This window comes from Gordonia sp. IITR100 (genome assembly GCF_002009645.1).
GTDB lineage: Bacteria > Actinomycetota > Actinomycetes > Mycobacteriales > Mycobacteriaceae > Gordonia > Gordonia hongkongensis.
The window spans coordinates 362,531-379,879 of the sequence record NZ_MVKV01000002.1 but is presented as its reverse complement, the minus strand read 5'-3'; the positions used below and the strand labels follow the sequence as shown (position 1 = coordinate 379,879).

Below are 17,349 nucleotides of genomic sequence, written 5' to 3'. Positions count from 1 at the left end.
ATCTGGGGCGGTCAGTTCGCGGGCATCAGATGTCGATGTCGACCGAGCCGACCGGCGCGCTGATGCACAGCTGGATCTGGGTGTCGGACTCGTCGTCGATCTCGCCGGTCAGGACGTTGCGGGTGCACCCCGACTTCTTCGTCGCGACGCAGGAGAAGCAGATCCCCATCCGGCACCCGGATTCGGGCGTGAGCCCGGCCGTTTCGGCCTGGTCCAGGATCGGACGGCCGTCGTTGGTCGCCGACGTCCCCGACGAGGAGAACGTGACCTCGCCCTCGACGGAGTCGGGGTCGACGGCGGGGATGACCGGCGCGAAGGCCTCGCTGTGCAACGGCTGGCTGATGGCGAGTTCGGCATGGACCAGTGCGACCTCGTCCATGAGGGCGGCGGGGCCGCAGACGAACACGTCGGCGTCGGACAATCCCGGGATTCCCTCGAGGTGGTCGGCGCTGAAGTGTCCGTCGTCGCGCGTGTGGTACACGCGCAGGTCGAACCGGGGATGGCGGTCCGCGAGTTCACGCAGCTCGTCGCGGTAGGCGACGTCGGCCGGGGTGCGCGCATAGTGCACGAACGTGATCGGTCCCGCGTACTGTCGGGCGACGAGTGTTCGCGCCATTGAGAGTACAGGTGTAATCCCGCTGCCGCCGCTGACGAAGACCGCCGACGTCGGGTCGGTGTCGGGAAGCACGAACTCGCCGTCGGCGGCGGACAGCCCGACGACGTCCCCGGCCCGGGCGTGCTCACGAAGGTGGGTGGACACGAAGCCGTCGTCGTGTGCGGTGATGGTCAGCTCGATCTCGCCGTGCGGGCCCGCGGCGGCGTTGGCCGGCGAGAAGCAGCGGGTGTGCCGAACGCCGTCGATGACGACCTTGAGCTGCACGAACTGGCCGGCCTCGTGGCCTCGCCACTGACGGGTCGGACGAATGGTGAGGCGGACGGTGCGCGCCGTGGGACGCTCGACACGGGTGATCTCGCCGCGCAGATCGCGCCAGGTGATCATCGGATCGAGCAACTCGAGGTAGCGGTCGACCGGATGCGGCGACAGCGCTGCCTCCACGATCGAACCGACCAGACGGCTCCACCGGCCGGGCTCGGCGCCGGTGTCGGCGCGGGTCTGGTCCTGGGGTGTGCGGATGCTCATGGGCTGGGCTCCGTTCGGTCTGTTTCGGTGTACATGTGTACACCGGCAAGTGTGACACAGCGCGATGGTCGATCGTCAAGTGTTCGCTGATGTGACTGCCGTCACGACACCGCCTGTGCCTCTCCGCCGCGTCGGCTGACCCGACGCATAGACTCGGATGCGTGACACGCACGCGAGAGCCGAGCCGGCGCGATGCGCAGACCCGTGCGGACCGCAAGAACCAGACGCGACAGGCGTTGCTGGACACCACGCGGTCACTGGTCGGCGAGCGCAGTTTCGGCAGCATCAGCCTCCGTGAGGTCGCCCGTGGCGCCGGGATCGTGCCGACCGCCTTCTATCGCCACTTCGCATCGATGGAGGATCTCGGGGTCACCGTCGTCGAGGACTCGATGCGCGTCCTGCGACGGGCGCTGCGTGAGGGACGACGCGACCTGGCGGCGCGTGACGCCCTGCCCACCGCACAGAACTCGCTGGCCATCCTGCTGCGGCACGTCCGCGAGAACGAGTCGCAATTCCGGTTCCTGGTGCGCGAGCAGCGGGGCGGCATCGCCGAGATCCGTCGTGCGATCGACACCGAACTCCGGTTGTTCTCCAAGGAACTCGCGATCGATCTCGCCCGGATGCCGGATCTGGCACGCTGGCAATCCGACGACCTCGAACTGGCAGCGGAGCTGATCGTCATCATCATGCTCACCGCGGTGGCCGATCTGCTCGACGGTGAGTATCGCGGACGTTCCGCCGAGCAGGAGATCGTCGAGCGCACCGAGCGACAACTCGTGATGGTCTTCCTCGGTATGGGTCAGTGGCGCCCGTCGACCGACTGAGCTGCGGGGATCGGACGCCCTGGTAGTTGCCGACCTACACCTTGTCGGCGCTCTCGGTGAGTCCCGACCCGCCGGGCGGGAGTAGCGGGCGAGGTGGCAGCGGGGAGGAATAGACCACATTGGTGGTGACGCTGCCGAGGGTTCCGACCATGCCGCTGACCCGTTCCAGGTGCTTCATGTCGGTGGCGACGACCTTCATGATGAAACAGTCGTCGCCGGTGACGTGATGCGCCTCGATGACTTCGGGTAGCTCCGCGAGCAGGGTGTGCAACGGCTCGTACCTGCTGCTGGGATACCGCAGCCGTAGGAAGGCCAGGATCGCGAACCCGAGCCGCTCGGGGTCGACGCTGGCGCTGTAGCCGCTGAATCACCCCGAATTCTTCGAGGCGGGCTTCGAGACCGATGCGTCCGACGTGCACGCCGATCAGGAACGCGGTGTGAACTTCGTCTTGATCGACTCACGAGGTGAGGCGGCGTGGGCGCAGGGGCGCATCGTCGGAGCCGTGCACATGCCGACGTCACAGATCGCCGCGCGCGCCGTCGACGAGATAGCAACGAGCACACCGGTTGTGACGTACTGCTGGGGGCCCGGATGCAATGGTTCGACGCGGGCCGCGCTGGAGTTCGCCAAGCTGGGTTACCGGGTCAAGGAGATGATTGGCGGTTACGAATACTGGGCGCGCGAGGGCTACCCCGTCGAGAATGATCACAGCCGGATCATCCGGTCCAAAGACCCGCTCACCGTGCCACTGGACTCGGTGGTCTGCGACTGCTGAAACAGTCGTACCCGCCGACGCCTAGCGGCCGGGCCCCGCGGTTGTCGATTTGCCCTCAGGGCGATTTCAACTGTGGTCCGCCGACGCGATGGTGCCGGACACTGGGCCGAGGCACCGCGCCGGCCCACTCGCCCCGAGGCGGGAGTCGAGGCGGTGTCGTGCTCGTCACGTGCCGACCCGACCGAAAGGTGCCCTCGCGGTGTCTCTGCATTTCCACTGGTTCCTGCCCACCTACGGCGACTCGCGCAATCTGATCGCGGGCGGCCACGGCAGCCAGATGACAGGGGACCGGCCGGCCGATCTGCGGTACCTCAAACAGCTCGCCGGCGCCGCCGAGGCCAACGGCTTCGAAGCCGTCCTGACCCCGGCAGGTCTCTGGTGCGAGGACGCCTGGCTGACCACCGCCGCTCTGATCGACGCCACCGAGAGCCTCAAATTCCTGGTGGCGTTCCGCCCCGGGCTCATCTCGCCGACGCTGGCCGCCCAGATGGCCGCCACGTTCCAGTGGCATTCGCAGGGCCGCCTTCTGGTCAACGTCGTCACCGGCGGCGAGTCGAGTGAACAGCGCGCCTTCGGCGACTTCCTGGCGAAGAACGCGCGGTACGAGCGTTGCGACGAGTACCTGGAGATCATCCGGCGGCTCTGGACCGAGGAAGAACCCGTCGACGTGGTGGGGAAGTACCTGCGCGTCGAGGGTGCGCAGCTCGGACGCCGCCCCGATCCGACGCCGGAGATCTTCTTCGGCGGATCGTCGCCGGCCGCCGGTGACGTCGCCGCCAAGCACGCCGACACCTACCTCACCTGGGGCGAACGTCCGGACGCGGTGGCCGAGAAGATCGCGTGGGTCAACGGCCTCGCGGCCGCGCAGGGCCGGGAACTCTCGCACGGCATCCGTTTTCACGTGATCGCCCGCGAGACGTCGGAGCAGGCCTGGGCCGAGGCGGCCCGTCTGCTCGGTGCGCTCGATCCGGCGCAGGTCGCGACCGCCCAGCAGAATCTGGCGCGCTCGGAGTCCGAGGGTCAGCGACGTATGTCCGAACTCCACGGTCGTGGAGCCGGTTTCGCCGACCACAACGATCCGCACTCGCTGGAGATCCACCCCGGCGTGTGGGCCGGGGTCGGACTCGTCCGTGGTGGTGCGGGTACGGCGCTGGTCGGCTCCTACGACGAAGTGGCCGCACTCATCGCCGAGTACGCCGCGCTCGGACTCGACCACTTCATCCTGTCGGGCTATCCGCATCTCGAAGAGGCGTACCACTTCGGCGACGGGGTCCGGCCCGCTCTCGCCCGGCTCGGACTGCTCGACCCGGCGTCGGCCGGCCCGTCCGTGGCCGTGCGCACCGCGTTCCTGCCGCGTCTGCAGGCCGCATCATCCTGATCGACAACACTTTTCACCTTCACCACGTCCCTTCTCGCCATGTAACCGACACCTCGCGGAGGTAGCCATGTCCACCGAGTCCATCGCGGACCAGATCAAGTTCGCCTACTGGGTGCCCAACGTCAGCGGTGGCCTGGTCACCAGCACCATCGAGCAACGCACCGGCTGGGACTACGACTACAACGTCAAACTCGCGCAGACCGCCGAGAACAACGGTTTCGAGTACGCGCTGTCGCAGGTGCGGTACGAGGCGAGCTACGGAGCCGAATACCAGCACGAATCCACCAGTTTCAGCCTCGCACTCCTGCTCGCCACGCAGCGGCTGAAGGTGATCGCGGCGGTGCACCCGGGGCTCTGGCATCCGGCCGTCCTGGCCAAGCTCGGCGCCACCGCCGACCATCTGTCCAAGGGTCGCTTCGCGATCAACGTCGTCAGCGGCTGGTTCAAGGACGAGTTCACCCACCTCGGCGAGCCGTGGCTCGAGCACGACGAGCGGTACCGGCGCAGCGGAGAGTTCCTCGAGGTGATCCGCAAGATCTGGACCGAGGACGAGGTCGATTACCGCGGCGACTTCTACCGCATCCACGACTTCACGCTGAAGCCCAAGCCGCTCAACACCGTCGAGCGTCCGAACCCCGAGCTGTTCCAGGGCGGGAACTCCTCGGCCGCCCGCAACAACGGCGGACGCTACGCGGACTGGTACTTCTCCAACGGCAAGGACTTCGACGGCGTGACCGAGCAGCTCGACGACCTCCGCGCCGTCGCACGTGCCCACGAGCGCGAGGTGAAATTCGGGCTCAACGGCTTCATCATCGCGCGGGACACCGAGAAAGAGGCCCGCGACACTCTGCGCGAGATCGTCGAGAAGGCGAATCGCCCTGCGGTGGAGGGCTTCCGGGACGCCGTCCAGCAGGCCGGGAACTCGACAGGCGACAAGAAGGGCATGTGGGCCGACTCGTCGTTCGAGGACCTCGTCCAGTACAACGACGGCTTCCGGACCCAGCTGATCGGCACCCCGGAGCAGGTGGCCGAACGCATCGTCGCCTACAAGCGTCTGGGCGTCGACCTGATCCTCGGCGGCTTCCTGCACTTCCAGGAGGAGATCGAGTACTTCGGTGAGAAGGTGCTGCCTCTGGTGCGCGAGATCGAGGGCGCCCAGAGCGACACCGCCCCGACGCCTGCGGGAGTGGCGTGACCGCAGTGAGCCAGGCGCGGGTTCGGTCCGCCGTGCGGATCGGGTCCGAGGCCGAGGCGCTGTCGATCGCGCGCGAATTGGCCGCCGAATTCGCGGTCGGGGCGGCCGAGCGCGACCGCGAACGTCGGTTGCCCCATGCCGAGATCGACCGTCTGTCGCAGTCGGGGCTGCTGGCACTCACCGTCCCGGCTCGGTTCGGCGGTCTCGACCTGCGTCCCAGTGCGCTCGCCGAGGTGGTGTCCATCCTGGCCGCCGCGGACGCGAGCATCGCGCAGATCCCGCACAGCCACTTCGTCTACCTCAATCTCGTCCGCCTGTCCGCGGGAGAAGTGTTGCAGGAGCGAATCTTCGCCGACGTCCTCGCGGGTGGACGGGTGGCCAACGCGCAGTCCGAGCGGGGCGGCAAGACCATCGCCGACATCTCGACACGGTTGAGTCCGGTGGCCGATCGAGCATCGACGCGTTTCGTCCTCGACGGTGAGAAGTTCTATTGCACCGGTTCGTTGTTCGCGGACACCCTCGCCGTCCTCGCGCGGCTGGACGTCGCCGTCGGCGACCTCGCACCCGGGGAGTACGTGGCTTTCGTCCCGGCCGATGCCGACGGCGTGGAGATCGTCGACGACTGGGATGCGGTGGGACAGCGCACGACCGGCTCGGGGACCGTCCGGTTCAGCGGGGTCGGCCTGGGTCTCGCGGATCTGGTGGCGCGCGCACCGGCAACATCTGCGCCCACCGGTTACGGCGCCTTCGCCCAGCTGCTCCATGCGGCGATCGACGTCGGTATCGCCCGCGGTGCGCTGCGCGCGGCGTCGGAGTTCGTGCGTACGAAGTCACGACCGTGGTTCGAGGCGAATGTCGAACGAGCAGTGGATGATCCGCTGTTGGTGCAGCGCTTCGGCGAGTTGGAGGTCGAGGTCGCGACCGCCGAGGCGACCCTCGCCGAGGCCGGTCGAAGAGTCGACGGGGCAGTGGGAGGTACCCCGGAATCGTCCTCGCGCGAGTTGGTCGCGGAGGCCTCGATCGCAGTCGCGACGGCGAAGGTGGTGGCCGACCGGGTGGCCCCCTCGGTGGCGTCGGCTCTGTTCGAGGTGAGCGGGACCCGCAGTGCCGCCGGTGGTGGGGGGCTGGATCGCTTCTGGCGCGACGCCCGGACGCACACGCTGCACGACCCCGTGCGATGGAAGTACCAGCACATCGGGCGCTGGGTTCTGCGCGGCGAGGAGCCGCCCCTGCACGGCGTGATCTGACCGCGGGGGCGTCCGGCGTCGGCGTCAGAGGTAGCGGCCGACGAGCGGCACGGCCTTCTTCGGGGTCTTCGCGTTGAAACCGTCGCCGATCGCACGCAGTTTCCACTCGCCGCCGTCGCGGGAGATGACCGCCATCGCGACCGCGGTGAACGGCATCCCGCCCTTGAGGGTGTAACGGGCCAGCTCGGCGGAGGTCGTCTCGTCGACGAGCCGGCAGTAGGCGTTCTCGATCTTCTCGAACGTGTGGCCCCGGTACGACGTGACGATGAACATCAACGCGTCGATCTGGGGTGGGACCGACTGCAGCGCAACGCGGATGACCTCGTCGTCGCCCTCGCCTTCACCGGTGAGGTTGTCGCCGGAGTGCAGGATCGAACGGTTCTTGCTGTTGAGGTGACCGTAGTAGACGGTCTCGACGCACTTCCCGCCCGAGAACATGAGCACCGAGGCGTCGAGGTCGATCGAGCCCCCGCGCCCGAATCCGCCGCGCACCGGATCCCACCCGAGTCCCATCTGGATGTCGGTGAGTGCCACGCCACCCTCCTTGCGGAGGGTGACCTTCTGGCCTTTCGCCAAGCTCACCGGGGCGCCCTTGCGCAGACTGACTTCCGCGGGCTGCGCGGGTGCCGGGGGCGCGGAGGTGGGCGGCGCCGCCGGGGGCGCGGGTGACGGGGGAGTGGGCGCCGACGGCCGCGAGTAGCTGATCGGCGCGGGCGGGGCGGGCGTCGGTTGCGGCTCGTCGTCGACGCTCACCCCGTGGTCGCGGACCAGATCGGCGAACCCGCCCGCGTATCCCTGACCGACGGCACGTACCTTCCACTCGCTGTTGCGTCGGTACACCTCGAGAGCGATGACCACCGACTCGCTGGTGAGGCCGGTGACGGTGAAGTCGTACAGCGGCCGGCCCGCTTCGTCGGTGACGTGAGCGACCGGCGGCGCGAAACGGCCGAAGGTCGACGACGCGTCGTCGAGCGTGATGACCGCGCGCACCGCGTCGATGTCGGCAGGTACTCGAGCGGTCGAGATGTGCAGTCGCGCAGAACCTCCGGCGGCCTGTTCCAGCCGGACGCCGGGCCCGGTCGGCTGGTTGTAGAAGACGAAGTCGTCGTCGGTACGCACCACCCCCCGGTCGGTGACCAGCAGGGCCGACAGGTCGGCGGCGGTCGCGAGGTCCACCGAGACGATGACATCGGGGGTCGGCAACGGGCCGTTCTGGCCTTTGGTCAGGGCAGACATCTCCGGGCGTTCCTCATTTCAGTCGGGCCGAATCCGTATCGGCGCCGGGAGCGAAGCGAGCGGGCCGAGTCCGTGCCGTCCGGGTGGACGGCGTCACCAGGCACAGCGTAGTCACGCAACGGCGCGGGCTCGGGGCCCGACGCGACACCCGTACTCCGAAGGTGCAATCGAGTGGTCGACAGACGATGTCCGATTGCCGACATATGCTCCTGCGTATGGCTGGGAGTCGGGTCAACACACAGTTCGGGCCGTACCGCCTCGACGAACTACTGGGCCGCGGTGGGATGGGCGAGGTCTACCGCGCATACGACACGACCAAGGACCGGGTCGTCGCGCTGAAGCTGCTCAACCTCGGGCTGGCACACGATCCGATGTACCAGGAGCGGTTTCGCCGGGAATCGCACGCCGCGGCCCGCCTCGGCGAACCGCACGTCATCCCGATCCACGACTGGGGCGAGATCGACGGCGTGCTGTTCATCGACATGCGCCTGGTCGTCGGAGAAGATCTACGCGCGCTCCTGACGCAGGAGATGCGGCTCCCGCCCGAACGCGCGGTGTCGATCATCGAACAGGTGGCCGCGGCGCTCGACGCCGCACACGCCGAGGGACTCGTGCACCGCGACATCAAACCGGAGAACATTCTCGTCGGGGCGAACGACTTCGCATATCTCGTCGACTTCGGCATCGCGCATGCCGCCGAGGACACCCACCTCACCCAGACCGGGACGGCCGTGGGATCGATCGCCTACATGGCCCCGGAGTTGTTCGACGCCGCCCAGGTCAGCGCGGCCAGCGACATCTACGCCCTGGCCTGTGTGCTTTTCGAGTGCCTGACCGGGCGGGTGCCGCATCCGGCGAAGACGGTGAGTGCGGCGATCAAGGCGGCCGTACTGTCACCGGCCCCGTCGCCGAGTGCGGTCAACGCAGACGTACCGCCGGCGATGGACGAGGTGATCCGCACAGCCCTCGCCGCCGATCCCGCGGCCCGCCATGACTCCGCGGTCGCGCTCGCACGCGCGGCTCGAAGCGCGCTCGCCGGGGGAGTGGAGGGGGTCCGGCCGGGGCCGGATCTCGTCAAGGCGTCGCCACCGCCTCCGGAAGCACCCACCGGTGTCGTCCGCGCTCCGGACACGGTCATCGCGCCCACCGACCCCGGGTACGAACCGACCCTGGTGCGGCACACGACGGGCCCCGAGGGCGGAGCCGGGACCACGCAGTTCTCGGGGCCGCAGCAGTTCTCGGGACCGCAGCAGTTCTCGGGGGCCCAGCACTTCTCGGGGGCGCACAACTACGCAGGACCGCAACCCGGTCCGATGTACGGGCCGCCGGGGTATCCGCCCGCCTATCCGCCGCCGCAGCGGCGCTCGGTCGCGATACCGGTGCTGATCGGGTTGATCGCAGTGGCACTCGTCGGGCTCGCCGTCCTCGGCGGCATCCTGATCGCCGGCTCGGGTGACGACGCCGAGACCCGGGCCGACGAGGAGCCGACGACGCCGACCGTGACCGAGACGGTGGCGCCCCCGCCGACCGTCCAGAACGTTCCGCCGGCCCCGGCTGCGCCGCCGCCCGGTTCGAGTCCGTGCGATGCGACGGTCGGGATCGGTACATCGGTGACCAGCTGCCCGTTCGCGTTCGCGGTGCGCGATGCGTATGTGGGAGCGGGTGCGGCACGGTCGCCGCGTGTCGTGGTCGCGGTCAGCCCGGTCACCGGGCAGGCCTATGCGATGAACTGCGTTCCCGAAGGCGGGATCGTCGCGTGCCGGGGAGGCAATGACGCCGTGGTGCACATCTACTGATGGACACCACCCGACGGCCGTTGTGGCTTAAGCGGACTCGGCGGAACCGCTGCATCGTCGTGCTCGGCGCGCTCGCGCTCCTCGCCGGTTGCTCGACCGAATCCGACCCGAAACCCGTTGTGCCGGTCACCGTCACCGTGACCGCCGACCCATCGGCGTCAACACCCGCCGCACGCGCTACAGACATCCCGACGTCGTCGGCGGCCGTCCCCTCCGCATCGTATGGAGGCCTCGCGGCGAGTTTCCGCAGGGTTGCCGCGTCGACCGGACTGACGGTCGGCATCGCGATCGCACCGGTCGGTGGGTCGGCCGTCCCCGGGCTCACCCTCGGCGATGCCACACCCCGGGTGGCGTGGTCGACGATCAAGGTCCCGCTCGCCGTCGCCGCAGAACGGGCGAACGGCCCGGGCCCGGCGGCGCGGGCCGCGATCGTCGACTCCGACAACGCCGCCGCGGAGAGCCTCTGGTCCTCGCTGGGCGGCGGACAGGCGGCAGCCAACGCCGTCACCGCGGTGCTGCGGGACGGCGGTGACACCACGACGGTGGTCCCGGCGACGCAGCGTCGTGCCGGTTTCACCGTGTTCGGGCAGACGGTGTGGTCGCTGCCGGGGGCCGCGACGTTCACCGCCGGCTTGCCCTGCATCTCGGGTTCGCGACAGGTCGTCGCCCTCATGGGTCAGGTGGGCGGCAATCAGCAGTGGGGAATCGAGATCATGCCGGCGCCCCGCGCAACCGCGGTGAAGGGTGGTTGGGGTCCAGGAGTGTCCGAGGGATACCTCGTCCGTCAGATCGGAATCCTCACCTTCCGCGACGGCCAACGTGCGGCGGTGGCGATGAGCGCGGTCGGGGGCTCGATGTCGGGGGGTATCGCCGCGCTGAATTCGGTGGCGAACTGGCTCGACACCAACCTCGCCCGTCTTCCGCGCGGACGCTGTTCCGCCTGACCGGTCCTCGAAGCGGTGTGACCCCGGTCCCAGCAAGGTTCCGATTGGGTATACAGCCTGGTCCCTGGTGCGTAACCGTCCTAGTCTCATGTGTCTGAAGTGACTCAGGAGACAGATGTGAAAGTTGTGACCAGGATCGGCGTGGTGTTCTGCGCGGTGGCGATGTCGATGGTGATCGGCACGGGCTCGGCGACGGCGATACCGCTCCCCGTGCTGCCGCCGCTGCCGGAGCCCTTCGCCACGTGGTTCAAGCCACCGGAACCACTCGACAAGAAGCTCACGAAGAGCTATGCCGCACTGACGAAGTCGATGCGCAAGTCCTTGCCCGGCCAACTCGGGATCGCGATCGTGCCCGTCGGCGGGGACGAGGTCATCTCCCTCGGGTCGCTCAAATCGGGACGTGCATGGTCGACGATGAAGGTTCCGGTGTCGCTCGCCGCGCAGCGCGAGCGCGGTCCGGCGGTCGCCGCGATGGAGGACAAGGCGATCACGTTCTCCGACAACGATGCAGCCGGCGAATTGTGGGGGGTGCTCGGCGGCGGACATGCGTCCGTCGACGCTGTCAGTGCGGTTCTCCGTGAGGGCCACGACGTCCGGACGCACGTGTCCTCCGAGGTCGACAACCCCCCGTCGTACCCCGGTCACACCGCCTGGGCGCTGCGCGACCAGGCGATCTTCGGCGCCCACCTGCCGTGTCTGCCCGACAGCGAACACCTCATCCGGCTGATGAGCGCCGTCGCCCCGAATCAGCAGTGGGGTATCGCGAAGGTGGGGCGCAGTCAGGGAGCGGTGACCGCGGTCAAGGGTGGCTGGGGTCCGGCGACGTCGAAGTCGTCGGCGCACCTGGTGCGGCAACTGGGCATCATCACCACGACCAGCGGCCAGGTCGCGGTGTCGATGGCGGCGATCCCGCGGAGTGGATCGTTCACCGACGGGACCAAGATGCTGACCCGGCTCGGCAATTGGCTCGGAAAGAACCTGGCCGACCTCCCCAAAGGTCGATGCTGATCGCGGGCCGTGACCTCAGGCCGCGGCGTGCGCGGCCGGTGTACGTCCCGCGCCCGCCGGGGTCGTGAGCGCGGCGGCGATCGCCGTCGTGAGCGGAACCGACAGCGCGATCGCGATACCGCCGACGAACGAGCGGGCCAACTCCACCGCGACGACGTCGGTGGTGAGCAGTCCGCCCAACGGCTGCTGGGCCACGGAGAACAACAGCATCAGCGGCAGCGCACTGCCCGCGTAGGCGAAGACGAGGGTGTACACCGTGCTCGCGATGTGGTCGCGGCCCACGCGCATCGCGGCGCGGAAGGTCGCGAGCCGTGACGGTTCGCCGGCCGCGGCCAGCTCGAAGGCCGCCGAGGCCTGGGTGATCGTGACATCGTTCAGAACACCGAGGGTGCCGATGATGAACCCGGCGAGCAGGAGACCGCTGACCGAGATGTTGCCCTGATACACCTGCAGATTGGTGGTCTGATCCCCCGAGAGCCCCGTGAGATTCATGGTCCGGATGGCGAGCCAGCTCAGGAATCCCGCGAGCAGGAGGGAGGTCAGCGTCCCGAGCAGAGCCGAACTGGTCCGGAGACTGACACCGTGCGCGAGGTAGAGGACCACGAACAGGATCACCGCCGACGACACGACCGCCACCGCAACAGGGGACGACCCGTCGAGGATGGCCGGCAGCGTGAACACGGTGAGTATCCCGAAGGCGATCGCCAGCCCGATGATCGAGCGGAACCCGCGCCACGCCGCCACCAGCACGATCGCGGCGATGAACAGCACGGCCCAGAAGATGATCGCCGGTCCGCGCTGGAAGTCGAAGAAGCTGTACCGGTTGCTGCCGTCGGGGCCGGGAACGGTCGCGAGCCGGATGCCGTCCCCGACGTTCAACGTCGGCTGGCCGGCCTGGGGGTCGTCGAGCGTGCCGGCGGCGGGGGCCACGGTGTCGGGCCCGGATCCGGCCTGTGCCCGGTTGGTCGGGATCTCCAGGACGGTGTACTGGCCGGCCACGTCGCCGGAGGTGAACCGGCCCGCGTTGAGGATGCACGGCCCACCCGGCACCGGATTCACCGGTATGTCGGCGGTCTCGAGCACTGATCCCGCCACCGAGTTGAGGCAATTCGCATGGAACTGGTCCACGATCTCGCCGTCGACCGTGGTGATCGGCCCGCCGTCGGCGGACCGGAACTGGGTGGGGATCGGGTGTTCGGACTCCGACGGCCACAGGACGACCATGCCGACCGCGACCGCGACCGCGGTCACTGCGAGCGTGCCGATGACGAACCACCGGGCGATCGGCGACAGCGTGTGGCTGATGTCGGACAGCGAGTGCGCATGACCGTGCCCGTGATGTGTGCGGCTCACGCGGTGAGCCTATGCGCACCGCACCCGGGTCGCGATGGGCGACCCGGGTGCGGTGCTGGGGTGTGCAGCAGTGCCGACGCTGGTCACAGGGGCAGCAGGATGCCCTTGACCCGCGGATCGGTCCGCAGGAATTCCTGCACGGCAGGGTCTTTGAACGCGGCGACCAGGTTCTTGATGTTCTCGGTGTCCTTCCACTGCGTCCCGATGGTCAGCTGCCCGGCGAACTCGTCGGGAGCGGGCGGAGCGTAGATCTGCTTGGCGATGTCGATGTTCGCGGCGAGGTAGTACTCGGTGTAGCCCACGGTGGCGTCGAGGTCGGCGAGCGAGCGCGACTGGGCGGCGAAGTCGAGCAGGACGAACTGCAGGTTCCGCGGATTCGTGGCGATGTCCTTCTGGGTCGCCTTCCACTTGTCCACGCCTGGTTTCAGCGTGATGAGTCCGGCGCGTTCGAGCAGCCAGAGTCCCTGGGCTTCATTCGCGGGATCGGAGTAGAGGGAGACGCGGGCGTTCTGCGGCAGGTCGGCGACGTCGCGGTACTTGTCCGACCAGATGCCGAATCCCCAGCGGAACACCGGCGTCGCGGCTTCCTCCTGGAAGTCCGGGTTCGCCTCGAGGACCTGCGACAGCCACAGCTTGTGCTGATAGACGGTGCCCGCGACCTCCCCGTCGCTGACCGCACGGTTCAGCGTCGTGGAGTCGGACAGGCCCTTGAATGCGACCTTGATGTCGTACCGGGGTGCGACCTCGTCGGCGATGAACTCGACCAGTGCCTGCTCGGAGGCGTTGCCCTCGGCGGTGACGACGGTCAGTGTCGCACCGGCGGTCTCGTTGGGCGACGTCGAGTCGGACCCGAGGAAGCGCCAGCCGACGACGGCGGCGATCACGGCGACCACGACCAGCGCGCCGACGATCAGCGGCCAGCGGCGACGTGTCGAGATCTCGATTCCGGAACTGCCGGGCGGAGAGGGAGTCTCGCCGGATTTCGATGAGGTGCCGGTGGTGGAACCGGTGTCCTGTGTCATGGGGTGCCTTTCGGGTGTGGCTGGGTGATGCGGTGACGGGCGCTCCGCCGCTCAGGGAGCAGAGCCGGCCGGCGGTGTTGTGGTTCTTCAGTGGTTGACCCGGCGGGACGTGACCGGGTTGAGGCTACGGGCGAGGGCGTCGCCGGCGACCTGGATCACGGCCACCGTCACGATGAGCACGATGATGGTGGCGACCATGACTCCCTGATCGAATCGCTGGTAGCCGTAGGTCACGGCCACGTATCCGAGTCCGCCGGCGCCGATGGTGCCGGCGATCGTGGAGTACTCGATCATCGCGATGGTGTTGATCGTCAGTCCGCCGATTATGCTCGGCAGCGCCTCGGGAACTTGTGCCTTCCAGATGATCTGGGCGTTCGATCCGCCGGACGCACGTGCCACGTCGATCGTCGAGGCCGGGACCGACCGCAGCGAGTTCTCGACGATGCGTGTGAAGAAGGCGATGCCGGCGATCGACATCGGTACCACCGCCGCGGCGATGCCGATGTTCGTGCCCGTGACCAGGCGGGTGAACGGGATGATCGCCGTCATCAGCACCAGGAAGGGCAACGACCGACCGATGCTGATCACCCACGACAGGGGGGTGTGCAACGAGCGTCGTGCGAAAAGCCCGCCGGGAGCGAGGTTGTGGATGAGTGCGCCCAGCGGGACTCCCACCACCAGGACGACGACCATCACGATGCTCACCATCAGGACCGTGTCGATGGCCGCCGGGATGAGCAGGTCGGGGATCTCGTCGAGCGGCACCGTGATGTTCGCCGAATACGTGGTGCTCACGCGGCCACCTCGGAGCCGGTGACGGTCTCGACGGCGGTACCGCCCGCGGTCGCGGTGGCGTCGAGAAGGCGCGCGGCCAGGCCTAGTTCACCCGCGGCGCCGATGAATGCCGACGCGTGTCCGATCGGCACCGACACGGTGAGATCGCCGAAGACGGTGCCGTCGATGGTCTGCACGTTGGCGCCCAGCACCGAGATCGAGATGTCGAGTCGCCTGCCCAGCTGGGTCAACCAGTCCGCGGGGACCGTCGCGGAGTGGTAGACCACCGAGATCGGGGTTTCGGCCGAGGCCGGTTGCGCACTTGGCCCGCGCGGCCGGAGTGCCCGTCCCAGAACCGAATCCGGTTCCAGGACCACCTGTTCCAGTCTTCCGTACTCGACGATGCGGCCGCGTTCGAGACGGCCGACGGTGTCGGCGACCCGCACGACCGTGTCCATCTCGTGGGTGATGAACACCACCGCGAGATCCAGTTCGTCCCGAACGTCGGTGAGGAGCCGTAAGAAGGTGTCCGTGGCCGCGGGATCCAGACCCGAGGTGGCTTCGTCGGACAGCAGGACGGAAGGCTTGAGTGCGAGGGCCCGAGCGATGCCGACGCGCTGCCGCTGACCGCCGGACAGCTGATGCGGATACAGGTCCGCTTTGTCGGCGAGGCCGACCAGATCGAGAAGTTCGCCGACGCGAGCCGTGGTCGATCGCTTTGTCGCACCCAGATATTCGAGAGGCAAAGCGACATTCTGCGCCGCGGTTCGCCGGGACAGCAGACTCGCCGACTGGAACACGGTGCCGATCCGGCGCCGGGCGTCGCGAAGGCCCGACGTGCCCAGTGCGGTGAGATCCTCCCCGTTGACCACGACCTTGCCCGACGTCGGACGTTCCAGCAGATTCAGACACCGGGCCAGCGTGCTCTTGCCGGCGCCGGACGGGCCGACGACGGCGAAGATCTCACCGGCGTCGACAGTGAAGTCGACCTCGTCGAGCACCGTCGTCGGGTCGGGCGAACCCACACCGAACACCTTCGTCAGCCCCACCACCTCGATCACCGGAGGTCCCCGTTCGCGCCGGTGGCTGCCAATTGCGGCCCGCTCGCTTCGCTCCCGGCGCCGGTGGTCGATCGCGGCCCGCTCGCTTCGCTCCCGGCGCCGGTGGTCGATCGCGGCCCGCTCGCTTCGCTCCCGGCGCCGGTGAGCTGAGCGGCTTGCCTGATCGAATCGTCGATGGTCGAGTTGCTCCCGCCGACCCGGTACGTGGACCCGCGATGGTTCTCCGGCAGTTGATCGCCACGCCCGAAGAGCTTGTGGCGCAGGGTTCCCGGGACGTAATCCCGATCGTAGAGTCCGCGCTTCTCGAGGGCGGGCACCACGTGGGTGATGATGTCCTCGAACGATCCGGGGGTGACCGCGTAGGCGACATTGAAGCCATCGACGTCGGTCTCGGTCACCCAGTCCTGCAAGGCTTCTGCCACCTCATCACCGGAGCCGATCAGGACCGGACCCATTCCGCCGATGCCGCCCCACGCCGCGATGTCCCGCACGCGCCTTTCCTCCCCGGTGTCGCTCGCCTGCTGGAAAGCGGCCACCGCGGACTGGATCGCGTTGCTGTGCACGTTGCCGATCGGTTCGTCGATCTCGTAACTCGCGAGGTCGATGCCCATCCAGCCCGACATGAAGACCAGCGCACCCTCGGTGCTGGCGTAGGACTGGTACTCCGCGGCTTTCGCGCGGGCGGCCTCCGGAGTCGAGTCGGTGATGATCGTCAGCAGCGTGTAGATCTTCGCGTCGTACGGGTCGCGTCCGGCCAGGATCAGCTCGTCGCGCACCTTGCTCACCACATCACGCAGGATGGCCTTGGTCGGCGCGGCGACGAAGATGGCCTCCGCGTTCTCCGCGGCGAAACGCCGGCCGCGAGGCGAGGCCCCGGCCTGGTAGATGACCGGTGAACCCTGCGGCGACGGCTCGGCGAGGTGAATGCCGGGCACGGTGAAGTGGGTGCCGCGGTGCCCGATGTGATGGACCCGGGCCGGGTCGGCGAAGATGCCCGCCTCGCGATCGCGGAGGACCGCGTCGCGTTCCCACGAACCCTCCCAGAGCTTGTACAGCACGGTGAGGTACTCATCGGCCTGGTTGTAGCGTTCGTCGTGCTCGAGTTGATCGTCGGCGCCCATGTTGCGGGCTGCCGCAGGCAGGTATCCCGTCACCACGTTCCAGCCGATCCGGCCACGGGTGAGGTGGTCCAGCGTCGACAGACGCCGTGCGAAGGGGTAGGGATGCTCGAAACCCGTACCGGTGGTGACCCCGAAGCCGAGGTGTTCGGTGGCGTGCGCCATCGCCGAGACGAGCAACAGCGGGTCGTTCACGGGGATCTGCGCACCCTGGCGGATGGCGGCTTCGTCGTTGCCGGCGTACACGTCGTAGGTGCCCAGGACGTCGGCGATGAACAGACCGTCGAATCCGCCGGTCTCCAGCAAGCGGGCGAGGTCGACCCAGTAGTCGATGGTGTTGTAGTCCCACGACCGGTCGTCGGGGTGGCGCCATAGACCCGGTGACTGGTGCGCAACGCAATTCATGTCGAAGGCGTTGAATCGGATCTTACGTGGGGCATTCGGTTCTGACACCGGAGGAATGATGCTGACGGATC

At 68.3% G+C, this 17,349-nt stretch carries 16 protein-coding genes; 8 read left to right on the top strand and 8 right to left on the bottom strand.

Features of this window, described 5'->3' with window-relative positions:
- Positions 1–25: 25 nt before the first annotated feature.
- Positions 26–1,141 (bottom strand): ferredoxin reductase, encoded by a 1,116-nt coding sequence (locus tag B1818_RS05555; protein ID WP_078112119.1) that lies wholly within the window; start codon positions 1,139–1,141, stop codon positions 26–28.
- Positions 1,142–1,302: 161 nt separating this feature from the next.
- On the opposite strand from B1818_RS05555, the gene B1818_RS05550 reads away from it, so the two are divergent.
- Positions 1,303–1,965: a TetR family transcriptional regulator gene (locus B1818_RS05550; protein WP_065631999.1), complete on the top strand. Its 663-nt coding sequence runs from the start codon at positions 1,303–1,305 to the stop codon at positions 1,963–1,965.
- Between the two features lie 34 nt (positions 1,966–1,999).
- Here B1818_RS05550 and B1818_RS05545 read toward each other — a convergent pair whose 3' ends face one another.
- Positions 2,000–2,266, bottom strand: coding sequence for an Lrp/AsnC ligand binding domain-containing protein (locus B1818_RS05545; RefSeq protein WP_303048500.1), 267 nt, complete (start codon positions 2,264–2,266; stop codon positions 2,000–2,002).
- 112 nt (positions 2,267–2,378) lie between these two features.
- On the opposite strand from B1818_RS05545, the gene B1818_RS05540 reads away from it, so the two are divergent.
- The 4 genes from B1818_RS05540 to B1818_RS05525 all read left to right on the top strand — a co-directional run bounded on the left by B1818_RS05540 (position 2,379) and on the right by B1818_RS05525 (position 6,561).
- Positions 2,379–2,741, top strand: coding sequence for a rhodanese-like domain-containing protein (locus tag B1818_RS05540; protein ID WP_211538196.1), 363 nt, complete (start codon positions 2,379–2,381; stop codon positions 2,739–2,741).
- Positions 2,742–2,940: 199 nt separating this feature from the next.
- Positions 2,941–4,119, top strand: coding sequence for an LLM class flavin-dependent oxidoreductase (locus B1818_RS05535; RefSeq protein WP_078112211.1), 1,179 nt, complete (start codon positions 2,941–2,943; stop codon positions 4,117–4,119).
- Between the two features lie 67 nt (positions 4,120–4,186).
- A complete protein-coding gene (gene sfnG, locus B1818_RS05530; protein WP_058250796.1) occupies positions 4,187–5,314 on the top strand; it encodes a dimethylsulfone monooxygenase SfnG in 1,128 nt (375 codons plus the stop codon).
- The gene (locus B1818_RS05525) at positions 5,311–6,561 is read left to right on the top strand and encodes an SfnB family sulfur acquisition oxidoreductase (RefSeq protein WP_078112117.1); all 1,251 of its coding nucleotides are present in this window, start codon (positions 5,311–5,313) and stop codon (positions 6,559–6,561) included. Before sfnG ends, B1818_RS05525 begins: the two co-directional genes overlap by 4 nt.
- Before the next feature lie 24 nt (positions 6,562–6,585).
- On the opposite strand, the gene B1818_RS05520 is transcribed toward B1818_RS05525, so the two are convergent.
- Positions 6,586–7,797: a TerD family protein gene (locus tag B1818_RS05520; RefSeq protein ID WP_078112116.1), complete on the bottom strand. Its 1,212-nt coding sequence runs from the start codon at positions 7,795–7,797 to the stop codon at positions 6,586–6,588.
- 215 nt (positions 7,798–8,012) lie between these two features.
- Here B1818_RS05520 and B1818_RS05515 point away from each other — a divergent pair, with 215 nt between their 5' ends.
- The 3 genes from B1818_RS05515 (at position 8,013) to B1818_RS05505 (ending at position 11,545) form a co-directional block, all read left to right on the top strand.
- Positions 8,013–9,593, top strand: coding sequence for a serine/threonine-protein kinase (locus tag B1818_RS05515; RefSeq protein WP_078112210.1), 1,581 nt, complete (start codon positions 8,013–8,015; stop codon positions 9,591–9,593).
- Entirely contained in the window at positions 9,593–10,537 is a 945-nt protein-coding gene (locus tag B1818_RS05510) for a hypothetical protein (RefSeq protein WP_078112115.1), read from the top strand. The genes B1818_RS05515 and B1818_RS05510 overlap by 1 nt, the downstream gene beginning before the upstream one ends.
- Before the next feature lie 162 nt (positions 10,538–10,699).
- The gene (locus tag B1818_RS05505; protein WP_176455889.1) at positions 10,700–11,545 is read left to right on the top strand and encodes a hypothetical protein; all 846 of its coding nucleotides are present in this window, start codon (positions 10,700–10,702) and stop codon (positions 11,543–11,545) included.
- A 15-nt stretch (positions 11,546–11,560) separates the two neighbouring features.
- Here B1818_RS05505 and B1818_RS05500 read toward each other — a convergent pair whose 3' ends face one another.
- From B1818_RS05500 to B1818_RS05480, 5 genes are all read right to left on the bottom strand, one after another.
- Positions 11,561–12,898: a YibE/F family protein gene (locus B1818_RS05500; RefSeq protein ID WP_078112113.1), complete on the bottom strand. Its 1,338-nt coding sequence runs from the start codon at positions 12,896–12,898 to the stop codon at positions 11,561–11,563.
- An 83-nt stretch (positions 12,899–12,981) separates the two neighbouring features.
- Positions 12,982–13,920: a MetQ/NlpA family ABC transporter substrate-binding protein gene (locus tag B1818_RS05495; protein WP_058250790.1), complete on the bottom strand. Its 939-nt coding sequence runs from the start codon at positions 13,918–13,920 to the stop codon at positions 12,982–12,984.
- Positions 13,921–14,007: 87 nt separating this feature from the next.
- Entirely contained in the window at positions 14,008–14,715 is a 708-nt protein-coding gene (locus B1818_RS05490; protein WP_078112112.1) for a methionine ABC transporter permease, read from the bottom strand.
- On the bottom strand, positions 14,712–15,755 hold the full coding sequence (locus B1818_RS05485) for a methionine ABC transporter ATP-binding protein (protein ID WP_078112111.1): 1,044 nt from the start codon (positions 15,753–15,755) through the stop codon (positions 14,712–14,714). The genes B1818_RS05490 and B1818_RS05485 overlap by 4 nt, the downstream gene beginning before the upstream one ends.
- Positions 15,752–17,326, bottom strand: a complete 1,575-nt coding sequence (locus tag B1818_RS05480; RefSeq protein WP_217700279.1) for an LLM class flavin-dependent oxidoreductase — start codon at positions 17,324–17,326, stop codon at positions 15,752–15,754. Before B1818_RS05480 ends, B1818_RS05485 begins: the two co-directional genes overlap by 4 nt.
- Positions 17,327–17,349: the final 23 nt, after the last annotated feature.

Excerpts from the sequence above, each read along its gene's own strand:
- B1818_RS05510 (WP_078112115.1), top strand. The coding sequence starts at position 9,593 with ATGGACACCACCCGACGGCCGTTGTGGCTTAAGCGGACTCGGCGGAAC.
- B1818_RS05495 (WP_058250790.1), bottom strand. The coding sequence starts at position 13,920 with ATGACACAGGACACCGGTTCCACCACCGGCACCTCATCGAAATCCGGC.
- B1818_RS05520 (WP_078112116.1), bottom strand. The coding sequence starts at position 7,797 with ATGTCTGCCCTGACCAAAGGCCAGAACGGCCCGTTGCCGACCCCCGAT.
- B1818_RS05505 (WP_176455889.1), top strand. The coding sequence starts at position 10,700 with ATGTCGATGGTGATCGGCACGGGCTCGGCGACGGCGATACCGCTCCCC.
- B1818_RS05555 (WP_078112119.1), bottom strand. The coding sequence starts at position 1,141 with ATGAGCATCCGCACACCCCAGGACCAGACCCGCGCCGACACCGGCGCC.
- B1818_RS05515 (WP_078112210.1), top strand. The coding sequence starts at position 8,013 with ATGGCTGGGAGTCGGGTCAACACACAGTTCGGGCCGTACCGCCTCGAC.
- sfnG (WP_058250796.1), top strand. The coding sequence starts at position 4,187 with ATGTCCACCGAGTCCATCGCGGACCAGATCAAGTTCGCCTACTGGGTG.